The following is a 15895-nucleotide window of genomic DNA, read 5'->3' as shown; positions in this document are numbered from 1 at the left end:
GATCACCCCTGCGGTCCGAGCGTCTTGATCGCGCCGGTCAGCGTGTTCTCGGATTCCGAGGTCTGGGTCGCCGCGCTCTCGAAGGCGCGTTGGATCGCGATGAGCCGGGTCATCTCCATGATCGGGTTGACGTTGGCGCCCTCGACATAGCCCTGGGCGATGCCGAGCCGGGTGAAGTCCTGCACGGCCCGTCCCGGCAGGCTCGACGACACCGCGTTGTCGGCGGCCCGCGACAGTTTCGCCTTCGGGTCGAGGGTGAACAGGCCGATCGCGCCGACCTGCTGGCGGTTCTGGTAGATGCTGCCGTCGCGCCCGATCGTCGGCGGCCCGGCCTGCGGGTCGAGGGTCACCGGGCCGCCGCCGGGATCGACCACGGCCTTGCCGGTGATGGTGCGCAACTGGCCGTTGGCATCCATCGTCAGGCGGCCGTCGCGGGTGAAGAGCGTGCCCTTGGGGCCCGAGACGCCGAGCCACGCGTCGCCCTGCACCGCCACGTCGAGGGGCGAGTCGGTCTTGGTGGTCTGGCCGGCGGTGCGCGAGATCGCGGTGGTGCCGGGGCCGACGAAGGCGACCTCGCCGCGGGTCGAGCGGCCGAGCAGCTCGGAGAACTTCATCTCCTCGGCGCGGTAGCCCGCGGTCGCCATGTTGGCGACGTTGTTGGCCGTGGTGGTGAGCCGCTTCTCCAGCGCGATCTGGCTGGAGAGCGAGACGTAGAGGCTCGACTGCATCGCGCCTACCTCCCGGACCGGCTGGCTTGGAGGCTGGTCAGCATCTCCGCGTCGATCCCGCCGGAGGCGAACAGCGCCAGCACGGGCGCCGACTGGGTGTTGTTCTGCGCGTCCCAGATCGCCGCGAAGCGCCGCACGAAGGACTCGACCTTCGCCGGATCCCTAAAGCTCGCGATGTCGATCTTCGAGCCGATCAGCGCCACGCGCCGGGCCAGCGCCGCGCTGGTGGCCGCGCCGCTGGTGGCGGGCAGGCCGATCACGGTGTTGGCCACCTGGCTCAGCGCCGCATCGCCCAGGATGTCGTAGGCGCTCGCGAGCGTCGGCGCCTTGCGGGCGAAGTAGAGGGCGAGGCGCACGCCCGTGTCCTGGGCGCCCGCGTCGCTCTCCAGCGACTGGCGCAGATAGGCGTCGGTGACGGTCTGGGCCATCGCGTCGGGGCCGAGCGCCGTGCCGAAGCCGACATCGACCGCGACCCGGTCCAAGCCCGAGAGCGGCACGTTGCGGATCGCGAGCGTGCGGCCGGTGCCGCCCGCGTAGACGTTCACGTCGGCATTCGCGCCGCTGCCGCCCGGCGCGCCGTCCTCGCCGAGGCTGTAGAAGGCGGTGGTCTCGAAGAACAGGGCGTTGTCGACGCCGATCCCGACCTGGACCTTGCCCTCGAGGCTCGCCTCGCCGCTCGCGGCCACCTGCGCGTTGATCGCGGCGGCGATCTCGGCGCGGGTCGCCTTCGCCGGATCCCTGGCCGTGCCCGCGAGGGTCGCGGCGTTCAGGGTGATCGTGACCGACTGGACCGTCGCGGCGTCGAGGCGCGACTCGATGACGAAGCGTGCCTCCCGCCGCCCGCTGAAATCCGTGGTCTCGGGCAGGGACGCGTCGGCGCTCACCGTCGCGGGGGCGGCGGCCCTGCCGAAGCCCGCCGGGTCGGTCCCCGTGGCCGAGGCGGCCTTGGGGAAGCTGAACGCCCGGGCGAAGGCGACGTAGCGGTCGTCCGCCAGCCGGTTGGCGAAGCTCGTCGCGCTCGCGACCCCGTCGGTCAGGACCTTGCGCATGAAGGCCTTGGCGTAGGTCATGTCCTCCAGGCCGTAGGCCTTCATGGCGTAGGCGTAGAGGCGCTGGTCGGCCATCAGGTCGTCGACCGACTTCACCTTGCCGATATGGGCTTCGTAATAGGCGGTCTCGCGCGCGACCGTCGGCTCCGCCGCCTTCCGCTTGAGGGAAGTGGTCATATCCCTGGCGATCAGCCGATAGCTCGTGAGGGTGTCGGTCACGGGCGGACCCTTCGGACGGCGCGCGCTCTTCGCGCGCCCTGCATCGGGGGCTCTAGAGGGCGACGCTTGTCCCAGGCTTGCCCGCCCGGGCGGGCGGCGATCACAGCGCCTGCGGCCCGATGATCGTCTCGGTGGTGATCACCATCCAGCCGGCGCCGGTGCGGCGGATCGAGAGGACGCGGCCGGCGCCGGGCAGGACGCTGCCGAGCACGGCCTGCCGGGTGCCGCCCGGCCCTTCGAGCGTCGCGACCCCGTCGGCGACCCCGCGCAGCGCGTAGGCGCCCGCTTTCGGCGGGGTCGGCCGCTCCACCGGGCCGGGCGCGGCGGCGGCGGCCTGGGGCGGCGCCGGCCGGTCGGGCAGGGAGCCCGTGGTCACGGGATCGAGGTCGGCGCTGGCGAGGCGCCCCTGCGCCACCGTCTTCTTCCAGGCGAAGGGGCCGGCGAAGTCGGGCAGCACCGCGCGCACGTCGTAATCGTGGCTGCCGGTGGCGATGCCGTAGCCGGCGAAGCCGCTGACCGTCAGGGCGAGGAGGACGAGGCCCGCGAGCGCTCCGCGCTCCATCGCCGCCTCGCGCGCCCGCCGGGCCGCGATCAGGCCCGCGTAGGAGCGCACCGGAGGCGGGGCGACCGGCCGTGTCGCGGGCCGCGCCATCGATCGGGGGGCGGGGCGCCGGGTCTCTGTCGTCATGTCGGCCTCGCCGGACGCGTCGCCGGTCCTCCCCTACGGGCGCGGGATCGGACCGGTTCACGAACCGTGAACGGACATGGTTACCGAAATCTTAACGCGACCCCGCTCGGTGACAGGCGGGCGCGCGCCTGTATAACCGCGGGCCATGGGAGCCTTGTGACGACGATGGCCGATCCGCAGGACGAGGCGAAACGGGTGGCACCGGTCGAGCGGGCGGGCAAGCGTCACCGCGTCGTCCAGCAGGGCCGGATCGTGCTCGGCCCCGAGCGGCAGGTCGGCTGCGTGATCCGCGACCTGTCGCGCAGCGGCGCCAAGCTCCGGGTCGCCCCCGAGATCGGCCTGCCCGAGACCTTCTCCCTGGTCATCGCCGCGCACGACCTGCGCACGGTGACTGTGCGGCTGCGCTGGCGCCGGGGCGACTTCGCGGGCGTGACCTTCGAGGGCTGAACCCCCTCGTCGCCCGGCGCCGCGCCTCGCCAAGCAATAGGTTAACGGCTTCACCTACAGGGCCAGACTTTCCGGGTCGAGACAGGTCGTAGCTCCAGTCTCTCCACATGATCCGTCCGATTGTGGAGCATTCCCATCGGGACACGCCCGGCCCCGTCTGCTTAATCGCTTCGTAACGCGGTCGCGGCATTCTCGGGACATCGAGCGCGGCCGCGACAAGACGGTGGCCGCAGCCGATAACAGGCCGGCGGGTGGGTCTCTTCAGGCTCATGGACATGATGTCCGTCCCGCCGATCCGGTGCGAGTCCGGAGGTGTGATGCGCGGCGCGGACGGGCCTTCCGAGGTCCGCCACGGCTCCCTGGCGGGCCGTCGACGCCGCACCGGTACGAGCCCGGTTCCACGAACCCTCCCTGTCCTTCTTTTGCCGGAAGCCACTCCGTGACCAGCCTGCTGACCAACAACTCCGCCATGACGGCGTTGACGACGCTGAAGTCGATCAACAACAACCTCGACGCGACCTCCAACCGCGTCTCGACCGGCCAGCGCGTCTCGGCCGCCTCCGACAACGCCGCCTACTGGTCGATCGCCACCACGGTGCGCACCGACAACGCCTCGCTCTCGGCCGTCAAGGACTCGCTGGGCCTGGGCTCCTCGGCGGTCGACACCGCCTATAACGGCCTCAACTCCGTCCTGTCCGACATGCAGAACATGCGCGCCAAGCTGCAGACCGCGCTGCAGCCGGGCGTCGACCGCGCCAAGGTCCAGACCGAGCTCAAGGCCATTCAGGACAAGATGAAGGCGACGGCCGATTCCTCGACCTCGTCCGGCCAGAACTGGCTCTCGGTCGATTCCTCGGCCACCAACACCGCCTACCAGGCGACCCAGAACGTGGTGGCGGGCTTCTCGCGCGCCGCGTCGGGCAACGTCAGCTTCTCGATGATCGGCGTCGACGTGAACGCGATCAAGCTCTACGACGTCAACGCCGCCAGCATCACCACCCCGGCGACCGCGGGTCAGGTGTTCGGCTCGACCTCGCTCACCGGCACCACCGTGTTCACCGGCGGCACCGCCAACTTCAGCACCACCAACGAAGTCAGCTTCTCGCTGACGCTGGGTGACGGCTCGACCGCCGATGTCCTGATCAACAAGGGCACGATGGCGTCGGCCGCCGCCGACTTGACCAAGGTGACGACGCAGGAGTTCCTCGACGCGGTCAACAACCAGATCGCCGCCGACACCGCCGCCACGCCGCTCGCCGGCAAGGTGTCCGCCGGGCTCGACAGCTCCGGCCGCCTGACCTTCAAGACCACGGCGACGGGCGCCGGCACGGCGGCTCAGGTGACGATCCAGAACCTCGCGGCGAGCGGCGGTAACACCCTGGTCGATGTCGGCTTCGGCACCGGCGTCGCGGCGACCGACGCGCGGAGCGGCAAGGGCTCGGCGGCGGGCACGACCGCCGGCAAGGGCATCCTCGACACCGTCGACGGCGGCACCACCTTCTCGCTCGCCACGATCAACATCTCGACCCTCGTCGGCACCGCGGGCGACACCGCGCTGCAGAACATCATCACGCAGGTCGAGAAGGCGATCGCCAAGGTCACCGATGCCGGCACCAAGCTCGGCGCCAACAAGACCCAGATCGACGGCCAGAAGACCTTCGTGGACTCGCTGATGAAGGCCAACGACCGCACCATCGGCATCCTGGTCGACGCCGACATCGAGGAGGAGTCCACCAAGCTGAAGGCGCTGCAGACGCAGCAGCAGCTCGCGGTCCAGGCGCTCTCGATCGCCAACTCCGGCAGCCAGAACGTCCTCTCGCTGTTCCGCTGAGCCACGATCCCCCGGCCGCCGCGGCGGCCGGGGTCCGCCCGAACGCGAACGAGGCCGCGCCCGGCAGGGGCGCGGCCTCGTTCGTTCGTGCGAAACGTCGGACGGTTCAGCCGACGAAGGTGTAGCCGGCCATGCGCTTGGCCTCGATCGGATCGTAGCCGAGCCGCATGCGCAGCTTCTTGCGCAGCTTGCTGATGTGGCCCTCGACCACGCTCTCCTCGCAATCGGTGTCGAGGTCGCCGTAGACGGCCGTGAAGATCTGGCCCTTGGTGATCTGCCGGCCGCGGTTCCTGGCGAGGTATTCGAGGATGTGGCGCTCGCGCCGCGGCAGGATCAGGCTCTCTCCGTCGATCTCGGGATCGCGCCCGTCGGCGAACACCTTGAGGCGCCCCTCCCGGTCGGGAGCCGGCGCGGTCTCGACGCCGCGGTTCATCCGGCGGCGGATCGCGCTCGCCCGGGCGATGATCTCGCGCACATGCACGGGCTTGCGCACCACGTCGTCGATGCCGGCGGTGAACAGGGCGAGCGTCTGCTCCAGGGAGCGGGTCTCGTTGAGCGCGATGATCGGCGCCTGGGTCAGCGCCCGGATCGCCACCGTGCAGGAGGCGCGGTCACTGCAATCACCGATCAGGAAGCCCTCGATCGCCTCGACGTCCCGCCGGGCCGCCGATCCGAGCCAGATCCGCATCGAATCGGCCGTGACGAAGCGGGCGGAGGCGCCTTCGGCCCCGAATCCGGCGACGTACTGGTCGGCCACCGACTGACGCTCATCGACGACGATGTACACCTTGCGATCTCCGAAAGAAGGCGCGATCCGGCAATCGGCGCGAAGCATCTCCGCACCGAGTCGGGTCGTTACTGGTTCTCAGACGGTTCGATGCCGTTTGACTTGGCGCGGACTTAGCCTTTTTACTTACTTCGAGGCCTGCCGCACTTCGTACCGCGCATCATTTGTATGGCCTTAGCTTTTTGGCTGGAATGGTTAACGACCGGTTAAGCTCGTGGTCGAGCGTTAGGAGTTCAGCATCATCACGGGATCGTGAGTGGTATTCCGGCAACATTCTTGGGCGCATCGGCCCCTGCTGCGCCGCAGCATTCCGCTTGACCGACACGGCGCAAAGGGGTCGAAGGAAGCGATATTCGCCAGCGGGAGGAAGCCCATGCCGTCCCTGTCCACCCTGTCGCCGGAGCAGCGCTCCGATCTGCGCGTCACCCTGCGCGACGAGTACGAGGCCCTGAAGGCGCGCGGGCTCAAGCTCGACATGACCCGCGGCAAGCCGGCCTCGGACCAGCTCGACCTCGCCGCCGAGATGCTGGCGCTGCCGGGCAACCGCGACACGACCGCCGAGGACGGCACCGACGCGCGCAACTACGGCAACCTCCAGGGCCTGCCCGAGACCCGCGCACTGTTCGCCCCCGTGCTCGGCGCATCGCCCGACCAGATCGTAATCGCCAACAATTCGAGCCTCGCGCTGATGCACGACGTGCTCGTCTACGCGCTCCTCAAGGGGGTGCCCGGCGGCGAGAAGCCGTGGGGCAAGCAGGAGCCGATCACGATCCTCTGCCCCGTGCCGGGATACGACCGCCACTTCGTCCTGTGCGAGGGGTTCGGGATCCGCATGATCCCGATACCCATGACGGGGGAGGGGCCCGACATGGACGCGGTCGAGACGGCGGTCGCCGACCCGTCTGTGAAGGGCATCTGGTGCGTGCCGCAATACTCGAACCCAAGCGGCGAGACCTATTCGGGCGAGACCGTCCGGCGCTTGGCCTCCCTGACGACGGCGGCGCCCGATTTCCGCATCCTGTGGGACAACGCCTACGCGGTGCATCACCTGACCGACGAGCGGCCCGCGCTGCCCAACATCCTCGAGGCCTGCGCGGAAGCCGGCCACGCCGACCGGCCGATCGTGTTCGCCTCGACCTCGAAGGTGACGCTCGCCGGCGCCGGGCTCGCCATGCTCGCCTCCTCGCTGGCGAACGTGAAGTGGTACCTCGCCCAGGCTGGGCGCCGCAGCATAGGGCCGGACAAGCTCAACCAGCTGCGCCACGTCCGCTTCCTGCGCGATGCGGCCGGAATCGACGCCCACATGGCGCGCCACCGCGCCCTGATCGCGCCGAAATTCGCGGCCGTCGAAGAGGCCTTCGCCGCCCGCCTCGACGGCTGGGACGTGGCCCGCTGGAGCCGTCCGCTGGGCGGCTACTTCGTCACCCTCGACGTCACCGACGGCACCGCGGGTCAGGTCGTGCGGCTGGCGGGCGAGGCCGGCATCGCCCTGACACCGGCCGGCGCGACGCACCCCTACGGCCGGGACCCGCACGACCGGACGCTGCGCATCGCGCCGACCTTCCCGAGCCTGGATGCCGTGCGCAAGGCCGCGGAGGCAGTGGCGTTGTGCACGCTGCTGGCGGCGGTGGAAAAAGCCGACGGCTGACGCTGCGTTAACGCTCCCCCTCCGCGGGGGAGGGGGCCGGCGGAGCGGGCGGGAGAGGGGAGCGACAGTGCCGGAGATTCCACATCGAGGGCGGCCAAGCGGCACCGTTGCTCCCCTCACCCGACCCTCGCTGACGCGAGGCCCACCCTCTCCCGCAGAGGGGAGAGGGATGCGGCGGAGACTTCGCTGCTATTCTCCGCATGTCGTGCGGAGAATAGGCATCTCAATCACCGCACGCGCCGCTACACCACCACCGTGATCGCCTGCGCCGCCCGCGTCAGCCCGGTATACAGCCACCGCGCCCGGTGCTCGCGGAACGCGTAGGATTCATCGAACAGCACCACCTTGTCCCATTGCGACCCCTGCGCCTTGTGGACGGTGAGCGCGTAGCCGTAGGTGAACTCGTCGGTCTCGCGCTTGAGGTAGAGCGGGATCTCCTCCTCCGAGCCCTCGATCACCTGCCGCAGCACCTTGATGTCGACCGCGCGGCGGCGCACGGCCGGGTCGTCCTCCGGGACCACATCGAGGCGGATCGTGTCGGGGCGCGGGGCGGCGCGCAGGGCCTGCACCGTCCAAGTCGACCCGTTGAGCAGGCCCTTGGTGCGGTCGTTCCTCAGGCAGACCAGCTTCTCGCCCACCGACGGCATCGGATCGGTGTGGCCGGCGAGTTCCCGCAGGCGGTTGTTGTAGAGGCGGCGCGTCTTGTTGAGGCCGACCAGCACCTGATCGCAGTCGAGCACCTGGGCCGGGTCGATGTCGCGGCGGCGGATCACCCGGCTCTCGCCGTAGTCGCCCACCTCCAGCCGCCCGCCCTCGCGGATCGTCATCGCCATGCGAACGATCGGATCGTCGGCGGCCTGGCGATGGACCTCCGTCAGCATCACGTCGGGCTCGGCTTCCGTGAAGAAGCCGCCGCCCCGTACGGGGGGCAGCTGAGCGGGATCGCCCAGCACCAGCACCGGCTTGTCGAAGGAGAGGAGGTCGTTGCCGAGATCGGAATCGACCATCGAGCATTCGTCGATGACGATGAGGTCGGCCTTGGCCGCCGGGCCGGAGCGGTTGAGGGTGAAGGTCGGGCCGCCCTCGTCGCCCTCCTTGGTGCGATAGATCAGCGAGTGGATCGTCGCGGCGTCATGGCAGCCCTTCTGCCGCATGACGGAGGCCGCCTTGCCGGTGAAGGCCCCGAAGGCGACCGAACCGTCGACATCGTCGGCGATGCGGCGCGCCAGCGTGGTCTTGCCGGTGCCGGCATAGCCGAACAGGCGAAAGACCTGGGCGCCGCCGTCGCGGCGCCATTCGGCGATGGCCTTGAGCGCGGCGTCCTGCTGCGGGGCGAAGCGCGTGGGAAGCGAGGTCTCGGCCATCAAGGAAAGGCTTTTACGGCCAGCGCACGGTCGGGGGCAGCGAGGACAGGATCGAGGCGACGTTGCCGCCGGTCTTGAGGCCGAAGATGGTGCCGCGGTCGTAGAGCAGGTTGAACTCGACGTAGCGGCCGCGCCGCACCTGCTGCTCCAGCCGGTCGGCCTCGGTCCAGGCTTGGCTGAGGTTGCGCCAGACGATCTCCGGGTAGGCCTTCAGGAAGGCCTCACCCACGTCGCGGGTGAAGGCGAGATCGGCCGTCGGATCACCCGTCCAGTGATAATCGTAAAAGATGCCGCCGATGCCACGGGGCTCGTTGCGGTGCTTGAGGTGGAAATACTCCTCGCACCACGCCTTGTACTTCTCGTAGTTTGCCGCCGGCGCGTGCGCCTCGCAGGCCTCGCGCAGGCAGGCGTGGAAGTGCCGGCTGTCCGGGTCTTCCTGATTGCGCCGCCGGTCGAGCACCGGGGTGAGGTCGGCCCCGCCGCCGAACCACGCCTTCGTCGTGACGACGAAGCGGGTGTTCATGTGCACCGTCGGCACGTTCGGGTTCCAGGGATGGGCGATCAGCGAGATGCCGGTGGCGAAGAAGCGCGGGTCCTCCGCCGCGCCCGGCATCTGCGCCCGGAACTCGGGGGCGAACTCGCCGTGCACGGTGGAGATGTGGACGCCGGCCTTCTCGAACACCCGGCCCTTGAGCATCGCCATCACGCCGCCGCCGCCCGGCGCGCCGGTATGGTCGGTGCGCTGCCACGGCGTCTTCTCGAATTTTCCCGCCTCTGAAGGGGCGTCCGGGTGGAACGGGCCGGCGGCCTGATCCTCCAGGGTCTCCAGGGCGGTGACGATCTTGTCGCGCAGGGTCGCGAACCAGCTCTGCGCCTCGGCCTTCAGGGCGGCGAGGTCGTCGGGGGAGGGCAGGGTGGAGGCGGGCGCGTCGCTCATCCGCAAGGCTTTCCCATCGGTGCGCCCTTCCGTCAATTCGCAGACGCCGGCCGGGCGGTCGAAGCCGGGGCGGGCGGGGCCGTGCCGTCCTTGAGGCCGCCGACGAGGGTGTCGAGGCTGCCTTGCCCCCCGCCGAAACCCGCCTCCGCCAGGAGCGCACCGAGGATCGGGCTGTTGTATTGGTAGCGCAGCAGATGGCCCGACAGGGTGTCGCCGAGGCTCGCCGAGACCGCGCCGGTCGAGGCCGCGCCCATCATGCCGCCCGCGTCGAAGATCTTGATCGAATCGATCTTCTCCACCGCCTTCATGCTCTCGCGCAGCGCGTCCGGGATGACGGCGAGGCGGCGCAGGCCGGTCTCGTAGGCGCGGGCCTCCGCCGACAGCGCGTTGCGGGCTTGGTTCATCACCGTCTCGCGCTCGGCCTCGGCCCGACCGAGCTTGGCGATGGCTTCGGCCTTCGACGCGGCGGCGGTCGCCTCGGCCTCGGCCAGAGTGGTGATGGCGTTGGCCCGGTCTTCCGCCGCGCGCCGCTCGGCCTCGGCCGTGACCGTGATGCCGGTCGCCTCCCGCTCGGCCTCGCGCTTGGCCGCGATGACGGTGACCTCGCGCTCGCGCTCGGCGATCTCCTTCGCCTTGGCGGTCGCGACCCGCTCCTCGGCGGCGACCGCCAGCGCTTCCGCCGCCTTGGCGGCAGCGCGCGCTTCCGATTCCCGCTGCGAGCGCTCGGCGATCTTGATCGCGTTTTCCTGCATCATGAGCTGGCGCTCGCGCTCGGATTCGGCGGTGCGCTGGGCGATGGCGAGGTCGGCCTCGATGCGGGCGCTCTCCGAGGTCTTGCGCGCCTCGGCCTCGCGCAGGCGCACCGCCTGCTCGCGCTCGATCCGGGCGGTCTCCTCGCTCTGCTGGGCGCGCTGCTCGGCCTGGGCCGTCTCGGCGCGGGTCTCGGCGGTCTTGTTGGCGATGTCGCGCTCCTGCGCCAACTCGGCCTCGCGGGTGGCGCGGCGGATCTCGAGCTGCTTGAGCGCCGTCTCGCGGTCCTTCTCGGCGACCGCCACCTCGGCGTCGCGCACGGTGGCGTTGCGCTCCTTGCGGCGCTGCTCGGTGATCTCCTTCAGCCGGGCGAGGCCTTCCGCGTCGAACGAGTTGTCCGGGTTGAAATGGTCGATCGAGGTCTGGTCGAGGCGGGTCAGCGAGGCGGATTCGAGTTCGAGGCCGTTGTGGCGCAGATCGCCCGAGACCGCCTCCTGCACGCCCTTCACGAAGGCGGCGCGCTGCTCCTGAAGGTCGGGGAGGGTCATGCCGGCGGCCACCGCGCGCAGGGCATCGACGAACTTCGCCTCGATCAGCTCGCGCAGCGACATGGCGTCGTTGGTGCGGTCGCCCAGCGTCTGGGCGGCGAGCGCGATCGAATCCTCCTTGGGCTCGACCCGCACGTAGAACTCCACCGTGATGTCGGCCCGCAGCCGATCCTTGGTGATCAGCGACTCGTTGCCCGAGCGCTTCACCTCCAGTCGCAGGGTGTTGAGGTTCACCATGGCGATGGAGTGGAACACCGGCAGCAGCACCGCGCCGCCATCGACCACGACCTTACGGCCGCCGAGCCCGGTGCGGACGAAGGCGGTGTCGCGGGTGGTGCGCCGGTAGAGCCGGCTGAACACGAAGCCGATGCCGAGCAGCGCGACGACGACGATGCCGGCGACGACGAGCAGGTTGATGAGGCCGGGGCTGATTGGGTCCATCGGGGCGCACAATCCTTCGGCTGGTGGGAACTACAGGTCGGCGGGCGCCGGGACCGCGACATAGACCGCGTCCACCCGATCCACGAGCAGAACCCGCGTGCCGGTCGCCATCGGGCTTGCGTCGGCGGCGGCCCGCGCGCGCAGGAAGTGGACGTTGCCGTGGCGGTCGTGCGCCCGGACCTGCCCCGGCAGGCCCTGGTCGAGGGGGCCGAGCGTCACCTCCGCGGTCGCGCCGACGAGCTCTTCGGCGGTGACGGCGTAGCTCTCGTCCCGCGGGATCAGCCGGGCGACGGTACGGGTCGTGAGCCGAAGCGCCGGCAGCGTCGCGGCGAACGCCAGCGGAACCGCCGCGAGCGCGGGCAGCGGCGCGAGGAGCGCGGTGGCGAGCCCCTGCAGGATCAAGCCGGCCAGTGCGAAGAGGGCGAGTGCGAGGATCAGCAGGATCAGGAACGGCACCCGGCCGAGGTTGATCCACGACAGCAGAGCGGCCGGCGACAGGCCCTCCGACGCGTCCGCGGCGCCGACGCCCTCGCCGACCGCATCGTGGCCGATCGCGCCGTCGAGCAGGCCCGAGGCGGATTGGCCGAGCAGCAGCGAGAACGCCTCGACGAGGACGAGGCCGGCCATCACGAGGGCGGCGAGCGTGAAGGGGAACAGGCCGGGGCCGACCAGCGCGCTCAAGAGGGCCGGCCCTGCTTCAGCGCGGCGAGCCGCTGCTCGATGGCGTGGTCGCGGTGCAGCCGGTCGAGATCCTCGATCGACGGATCGGCGGCGGCCGAGGCCGTGCCGGTGACGCGGTCCACGGCCCGCAGCGAGCGGTCGAGTCGGCCGGCGCGGGCCGCGTCCTCGCTTCCGTAGCCGTCGAGCGGGTCGGCGGTTTTGGGGCTCGGGCGGCGCAGGAGCGCGATCCGGTGCTCGGCGTCGCGCCGCGCGGCGTTGGCCGCCTGCATCGCCTTGGTGGTCGCGGCGTGGCGCTCGGCGACATCAGCGAGGCTGGTGTCGATCGCCTCGATCTGGCTCTCCAGATCGAGCTGCCGGGCGATGCCGGAGCGGGCGAGGTCCTCGCGCCCGCTCGCCAGCGCGACCGAGAGTTTGTCGGGCAGAGCGGTCAGCTCGCCCTGAAGCTGGCCGCGGCGCGCGGTGAGGCGGTGCTCCTCGGCCTTGATCCGGCCGAGATCGAGCCGGACGTCGTCGATGACGGCGTCGATCTCGCGCAGGGCCTGCTCGGCGACCGCGAGGGGGTTGCGGTCCTCCACGGCCTCCAAAGCGGCGTTGGAAAGCCCGCCGATGATCCGGCCGACGCGGGTGAGGATGGTCTCGGTCATGGTGCGGGCTTCCTCCTTCGGGGCGGTGGCCGGGGCGGTGACGGAGACGCCCACCTGGATGGTGAGCACGTCCCCCGCGAGGGTGAGGCGTGCCAGCGAGGTCTCGCGCCAGGGGCCGTCGTAGCCCTCGACGCGGTAGGCCATGGTGCGACGGCCCTTGAGCGTGGTCAGGGCGATCTCGGCGGCGCCCTTCACGGAAAACAGCTTGTCGTCGAGCGGTATGGAGGTGACGGTCGCAGGATCGAGACCGGCGGAGCGCTGCGCGAAGTCGCGGATGCCGAGGGTCACGAGGCGGGCCGGCAATCCGGTCTCGTCGCGCACGCGCCGGTAGCCGTGCTCGCTCAGGGCGACGACGTTGGCCCGCAGGCCGTGCTCTCTCCGAATCTCGGCCAGCATCGCCAGCATCCGACGGTAGGCTTCGAGCAGGGCGCGCACCGAGTCGAGATCGTCCGCGCCGGGTAGGAGCCGATAGGTCAATCGCGACGGGAGCGGCTCGGATCGGGTCACGGTGGAGGTGTAAGACACCAGTCCGGTGTTTTCAAGCCGCTGCACGCATCGGCTGTGAATCAGCCGGTCTGTCGCAAAGCCTCGCCCAGGATCATCGCTGCCGAAACCGCGACGTTGAGCGAGCGCATCCCCGGCCGCATCGGCACGAAGATGCGGGCATTCGCCGCCGCGTGCACGCTGTCCGGCACGCCGGCCGATTCGCGGCCCATCATCACGCAGTCGCCGTCGCGGAAGGCGAACGCGGTGTAGGGCAGCGCGCCCGCGGTGGTGGCGAGGACGAGACGGACATCGGCCTCCCGCCGCCACGCCTCGAACGCCGCCCAGGAGCGGTGCCGGGTGATCGGCACGTGGTCGAGATAGTCGAGGCCGGAGCGGCGCAGGTGCCGGTCGGACACGTCGAAGCCCGCGGGCTCGACGATCTCGACGGCGAGCCCCAGGCAGGCGGCCATGCGGAGCATCGTGCCGGTGTTCTGCGGGATGTCGGGCTGGTAGAGGGCGAGGCGCAGCATCGGAGAAGGGTCGGCGCAGGGCTGGGGCGGGCATGCCGCATGGGGGCCGGCCTTGGCCCGCGGCCCCGAGGCCTTACCTCAGGCCGGCATTCCTCGCGCGGTTCACGGACAAAATGTTTCTCGATTGGCTCGAGCGCCGCATCGACCCGTTCGCGCCCTTCGACGAACGGAGCATGCCGCCCAAGACCGTGCTCGGGTTCGCCGCCTTCTACCTGCGGCCGATCCGCGGTGCGCTGCTGTTCCTGTTCGTCGCCGCGGTGATCGCGGGCTCGATCGAGGCCTCGCTCTACCTGCTGATGCGCTGGTTCATCGACCTGATGAGCACCGCCGACCGGGCCAATGTCGTCGCCGACCACGCCGTGCCGCTGGCGCTCGCCGCCGGGCTGCTGCTGGTGGTGCGCCCGTTTACGATCTGGCTGCACGAGATTGCCTCGAACCAGCTCGTGGTGCCGCAATCGACCAACCAGATCCGCTGGCGCACCCACCTCTACACGCTCGGCCACTCGCTCTCGTACTTCCAGGCCGACTTCGCCGGCCGGCTGGCGAACCGCGTGGTTCAGGTCGGGCCGGCGGTGCGCGAGCTGGCGGTCGTGTTCATCGACACGCTGCTCTACGTCGCGATCTACGCGGTGACCGCCATCGGCCTGTTCTCGTCGATCTCGCCGTGGCTCGCCTTGCCGGTGGTCGCCTGGGTCGCGGCCTATGCGGGGCTCACCGCGTGGTTCGTGCCGAGAGCACGCGCCCGCTCGCACAAGACGGCCGAAACCCGCTCGGCCCTGATCGGCCGGGTGGTGGACAGCTACACCAATATCCAGACCGTCAAGCTCTTCGCCCGCGACCGCGAGGAGCGGGCGGCGGTGCGCGATTCGGTCGATGTCCACACCAAGGCCTACCTGCACCAGTTCCGGCTCACCACGCTGACGACCAGCCTGCTGGGCGGCTTGAACAGCGCCCTGATCCTCTCGACCGCGGGCGTCTGCCTGATGCTGTGGCAGCGCGGCGCCATGACGTCCGGCGAGGCCTCGGCCGGCTTGGCGCTCATCCTGCGCCTGATGGCGATGTCCGGCTGGGTGATGCAGACGGTGCGCGGCGTCTTCGAGAATGTCGGCGTGATCCAGGAGAGCATGCAGACCATCGCCCGTCCGCACGGCCTCGTCGATGCGCCGAATGCCGGCACGCTCACCGTGACCGGCGGCGAGGTGCGCTTCGAGAACGTCGACTTCCACTACGGCCGGGGCGACGCCAGCATCGTCGAGGATCTCTCCTTCCGCCTCCGCCCGGGCGAGAAGGTCGGGCTCGTCGGCGTCAGCGGGGCGGGCAAGAGCACCATCGTCTCGCTGCTGCTGCGGCTGCACGACGTCGAGGGTGGGCGCATCCTCGTCGATGGCCAGGACATCGCCCGCGTCACGCAGGATTCGCTTCGGCAAAACATCGCGATGGTTAGCCAGGACACCTCGCTGCTGCATCGCTCGATCCGCGACAACATCGCCTACGGCCGCCCCGACGCGACCGATGCCGAGGTCGAGGCGGCGGCCCGCCAAGCGCACGCGCACGACTTCATCCTCGATCTGGTCGATCACAAGGGACGGCGCGGCTACGATGCCCATGTCGGCGAGCGCGGCGTGAAGCTGTCGGGCGGCCAGCGCCAGCGCATCGCCATCGCCCGCGTCATCCTCAAGGACGCGCCGATCCTGATCCTCGACGAGGCCACGAGCGCCCTCGACAGCCAGGTCGAGGCGGCGATCCAGGAGGCGCTCGACGCGCTGATGGGCGACAAGACGGTGCTGGCCATCGCCCACCGCCTCTCGACCATCGCGGCTTTGGACCGCCTGATCGTGATCGACCGCGGCCGCATCGTCGAGGAGGGGACGCATGCGGAGATGATCCGCCAAGGGGGGCTCTACTCCGATCTGTGGCGGCGGCAGTCGGGGGGCTTTTTGGGGGATCGGGCCGAGGCGCCGGTGGCGTGAGAGGTCCCTGGCTGCGGAAAGGCGGGTGATCGTCACAATGATCCGTGACGCTCGTCATCAACTCAGTTCGTGGCGACCTGTCGTTTTTCGGCGAAGGCGTCGCGCAGGCGCGCGTTTGCGATGACGATGAGGCGCCGCATGAGGGCG

At 70.4% G+C, this 15895-nt stretch carries 14 protein-coding genes; 4 read left to right on the top strand and 10 right to left on the bottom strand.

Annotated features, from left to right (window positions below; translation table 11 throughout):
- Positions 1-2 precede the first annotated feature (2 nt).
- The 3 genes from flgF to HNR00_RS21105 all read right to left on the bottom strand — a co-directional run bounded on the left by flgF (position 3) and on the right by HNR00_RS21105 (position 2684).
- On the bottom strand, positions 3-728 hold the full coding sequence (gene flgF / locus HNR00_RS21115) for a flagellar basal-body rod protein FlgF (RefSeq protein ID WP_183572747.1): 726 nt from the start codon (positions 726-728) through the stop codon (positions 3-5).
- 5 nt (positions 729-733) lie between these two features.
- Positions 734-1996: a DUF1217 domain-containing protein gene (locus HNR00_RS21110; RefSeq protein ID WP_183572745.1), complete on the bottom strand. Its 1263-nt coding sequence runs from the start codon at positions 1994-1996 to the stop codon at positions 734-736.
- 100 nt (positions 1997-2096) lie between these two features.
- Positions 2097-2684: a hypothetical protein gene (locus tag HNR00_RS21105; RefSeq protein ID WP_183572743.1), complete on the bottom strand. Its 588-nt coding sequence runs from the start codon at positions 2682-2684 to the stop codon at positions 2097-2099.
- 165 nt (positions 2685-2849) lie between these two features.
- On the opposite strand from HNR00_RS21105, the gene HNR00_RS21100 reads away from it, so the two are divergent.
- Both HNR00_RS21100 and HNR00_RS21095 read left to right on the top strand, forming a co-directional pair.
- Entirely contained in the window at positions 2850-3131 is a 282-nt protein-coding gene (locus tag HNR00_RS21100) for a PilZ domain-containing protein (protein WP_183572741.1), read from the top strand.
- A gap of 439 nt (positions 3132-3570) precedes the next feature.
- Entirely contained in the window at positions 3571-4962 is a 1392-nt protein-coding gene (locus HNR00_RS21095; RefSeq protein ID WP_183572739.1) for a flagellin N-terminal helical domain-containing protein, read from the top strand.
- Between the two features lie 106 nt (positions 4963-5068).
- On the opposite strand, the gene HNR00_RS21090 is transcribed toward HNR00_RS21095, so the two are convergent.
- A complete protein-coding gene (locus HNR00_RS21090) occupies positions 5069-5749 on the bottom strand; it encodes a response regulator transcription factor (protein WP_183572737.1) in 681 nt (226 codons plus the stop codon).
- 373 nt (positions 5750-6122) lie between these two features.
- Here HNR00_RS21090 and HNR00_RS21085 point away from each other — a divergent pair, with 373 nt between their 5' ends.
- Positions 6123-7397, top strand: coding sequence for an aspartate aminotransferase type Ic (locus HNR00_RS21085; RefSeq protein WP_183572735.1), 1275 nt, complete (start codon positions 6123-6125; stop codon positions 7395-7397).
- Between the two features lie 242 nt (positions 7398-7639).
- Here the strand turns inward: HNR00_RS21085 and HNR00_RS21080 are convergent, their stop codons facing one another.
- The 6 genes from HNR00_RS21080 to HNR00_RS21055 are packed head-to-tail and all read right to left on the bottom strand — an operon-like array spanning position 7640 to position 13778.
- Entirely contained in the window at positions 7640-8761 is a 1122-nt protein-coding gene (locus HNR00_RS21080) for an ATP-dependent DNA helicase (protein WP_183572733.1), read from the bottom strand.
- Positions 8762-8774: 13 nt separating this feature from the next.
- Positions 8775-9698 carry an oxygen-dependent coproporphyrinogen oxidase gene (hemF, locus tag HNR00_RS21075; RefSeq protein ID WP_183572731.1) on the bottom strand — a complete coding sequence of 308 codons (924 nt, stop codon included), beginning with the start codon at positions 9696-9698 and terminating at the stop codon, positions 8775-8777.
- 32 nt (positions 9699-9730) lie between these two features.
- Positions 9731-11437: a flotillin family protein gene (locus tag HNR00_RS21070; protein WP_183572729.1), complete on the bottom strand. Its 1707-nt coding sequence runs from the start codon at positions 11435-11437 to the stop codon at positions 9731-9733.
- Positions 11438-11467: 30 nt separating this feature from the next.
- Positions 11468-12118, bottom strand: a complete 651-nt coding sequence (locus HNR00_RS21065) for an OB-fold-containig protein (RefSeq protein ID WP_281383341.1) — start codon at positions 12116-12118, stop codon at positions 11468-11470.
- A complete protein-coding gene (locus HNR00_RS21060; protein WP_312886095.1) occupies positions 12115-13287 on the bottom strand; it encodes a PspA/IM30 family protein in 1173 nt (390 codons plus the stop codon). The genes HNR00_RS21065 and HNR00_RS21060 overlap by 4 nt, the downstream gene beginning before the upstream one ends.
- A gap of 41 nt (positions 13288-13328) precedes the next feature.
- The gene (locus HNR00_RS21055; RefSeq protein ID WP_183572727.1) at positions 13329-13778 is read right to left on the bottom strand and encodes a tRNA (cytidine(34)-2'-O)-methyltransferase; all 450 of its coding nucleotides are present in this window, start codon (positions 13776-13778) and stop codon (positions 13329-13331) included.
- Between the two features lie 113 nt (positions 13779-13891).
- Here HNR00_RS21055 and HNR00_RS21050 point away from each other — a divergent pair, with 113 nt between their 5' ends.
- Entirely contained in the window at positions 13892-15748 is a 1857-nt protein-coding gene (locus tag HNR00_RS21050; RefSeq protein WP_183572725.1) for an ABC transporter ATP-binding protein, read from the top strand.
- Positions 15749-15895 lie beyond the last annotated feature (147 nt).

This window comes from Methylorubrum rhodinum, assembly GCF_014199935.1.
GTDB classification, from domain to species: Bacteria; Pseudomonadota; Alphaproteobacteria; order Rhizobiales; family Beijerinckiaceae; genus Methylobacterium; species Methylobacterium rhodinum.
The sequence above is the reverse complement of the archived record's forward strand: the minus strand, read 5'-3'. Positions and strand labels throughout refer to the sequence as shown.

Bases quoted from the DNA above. Each gene is read 5' to 3' on its own strand.
- flgF (WP_183572747.1), bottom strand. From the start codon at position 728: ATGCAGTCGAGCCTCTACGTCTCGCTCTCCAGCCAGATCGCGCTGGAG.
- HNR00_RS21105 (WP_183572743.1), bottom strand. From the start codon at position 2,684: ATGACGACAGAGACCCGGCGCCCCGCCCCCCGATCGATGGCGCGGCCC.
- HNR00_RS21100 (WP_183572741.1), top strand. From the start codon at position 2,850: ATGGCCGATCCGCAGGACGAGGCGAAACGGGTGGCACCGGTCGAGCGG.
- HNR00_RS21085 (WP_183572735.1), top strand. From the start codon at position 6,123: ATGCCGTCCCTGTCCACCCTGTCGCCGGAGCAGCGCTCCGATCTGCGC.
- HNR00_RS21080 (WP_183572733.1), bottom strand. From the start codon at position 8,761: ATGGCCGAGACCTCGCTTCCCACGCGCTTCGCCCCGCAGCAGGACGCC.
- hemF (WP_183572731.1), bottom strand. From the start codon at position 9,698: ATGAGCGACGCGCCCGCCTCCACCCTGCCCTCCCCCGACGACCTCGCC.
- HNR00_RS21070 (WP_183572729.1), bottom strand. From the start codon at position 11,437: ATGGACCCAATCAGCCCCGGCCTCATCAACCTGCTCGTCGTCGCCGGC.
- HNR00_RS21055 (WP_183572727.1), bottom strand. From the start codon at position 13,778: ATGCTGCGCCTCGCCCTCTACCAGCCCGACATCCCGCAGAACACCGGC.
- HNR00_RS21050 (WP_183572725.1), top strand. From the start codon at position 13,892: ATGTTTCTCGATTGGCTCGAGCGCCGCATCGACCCGTTCGCGCCCTTC.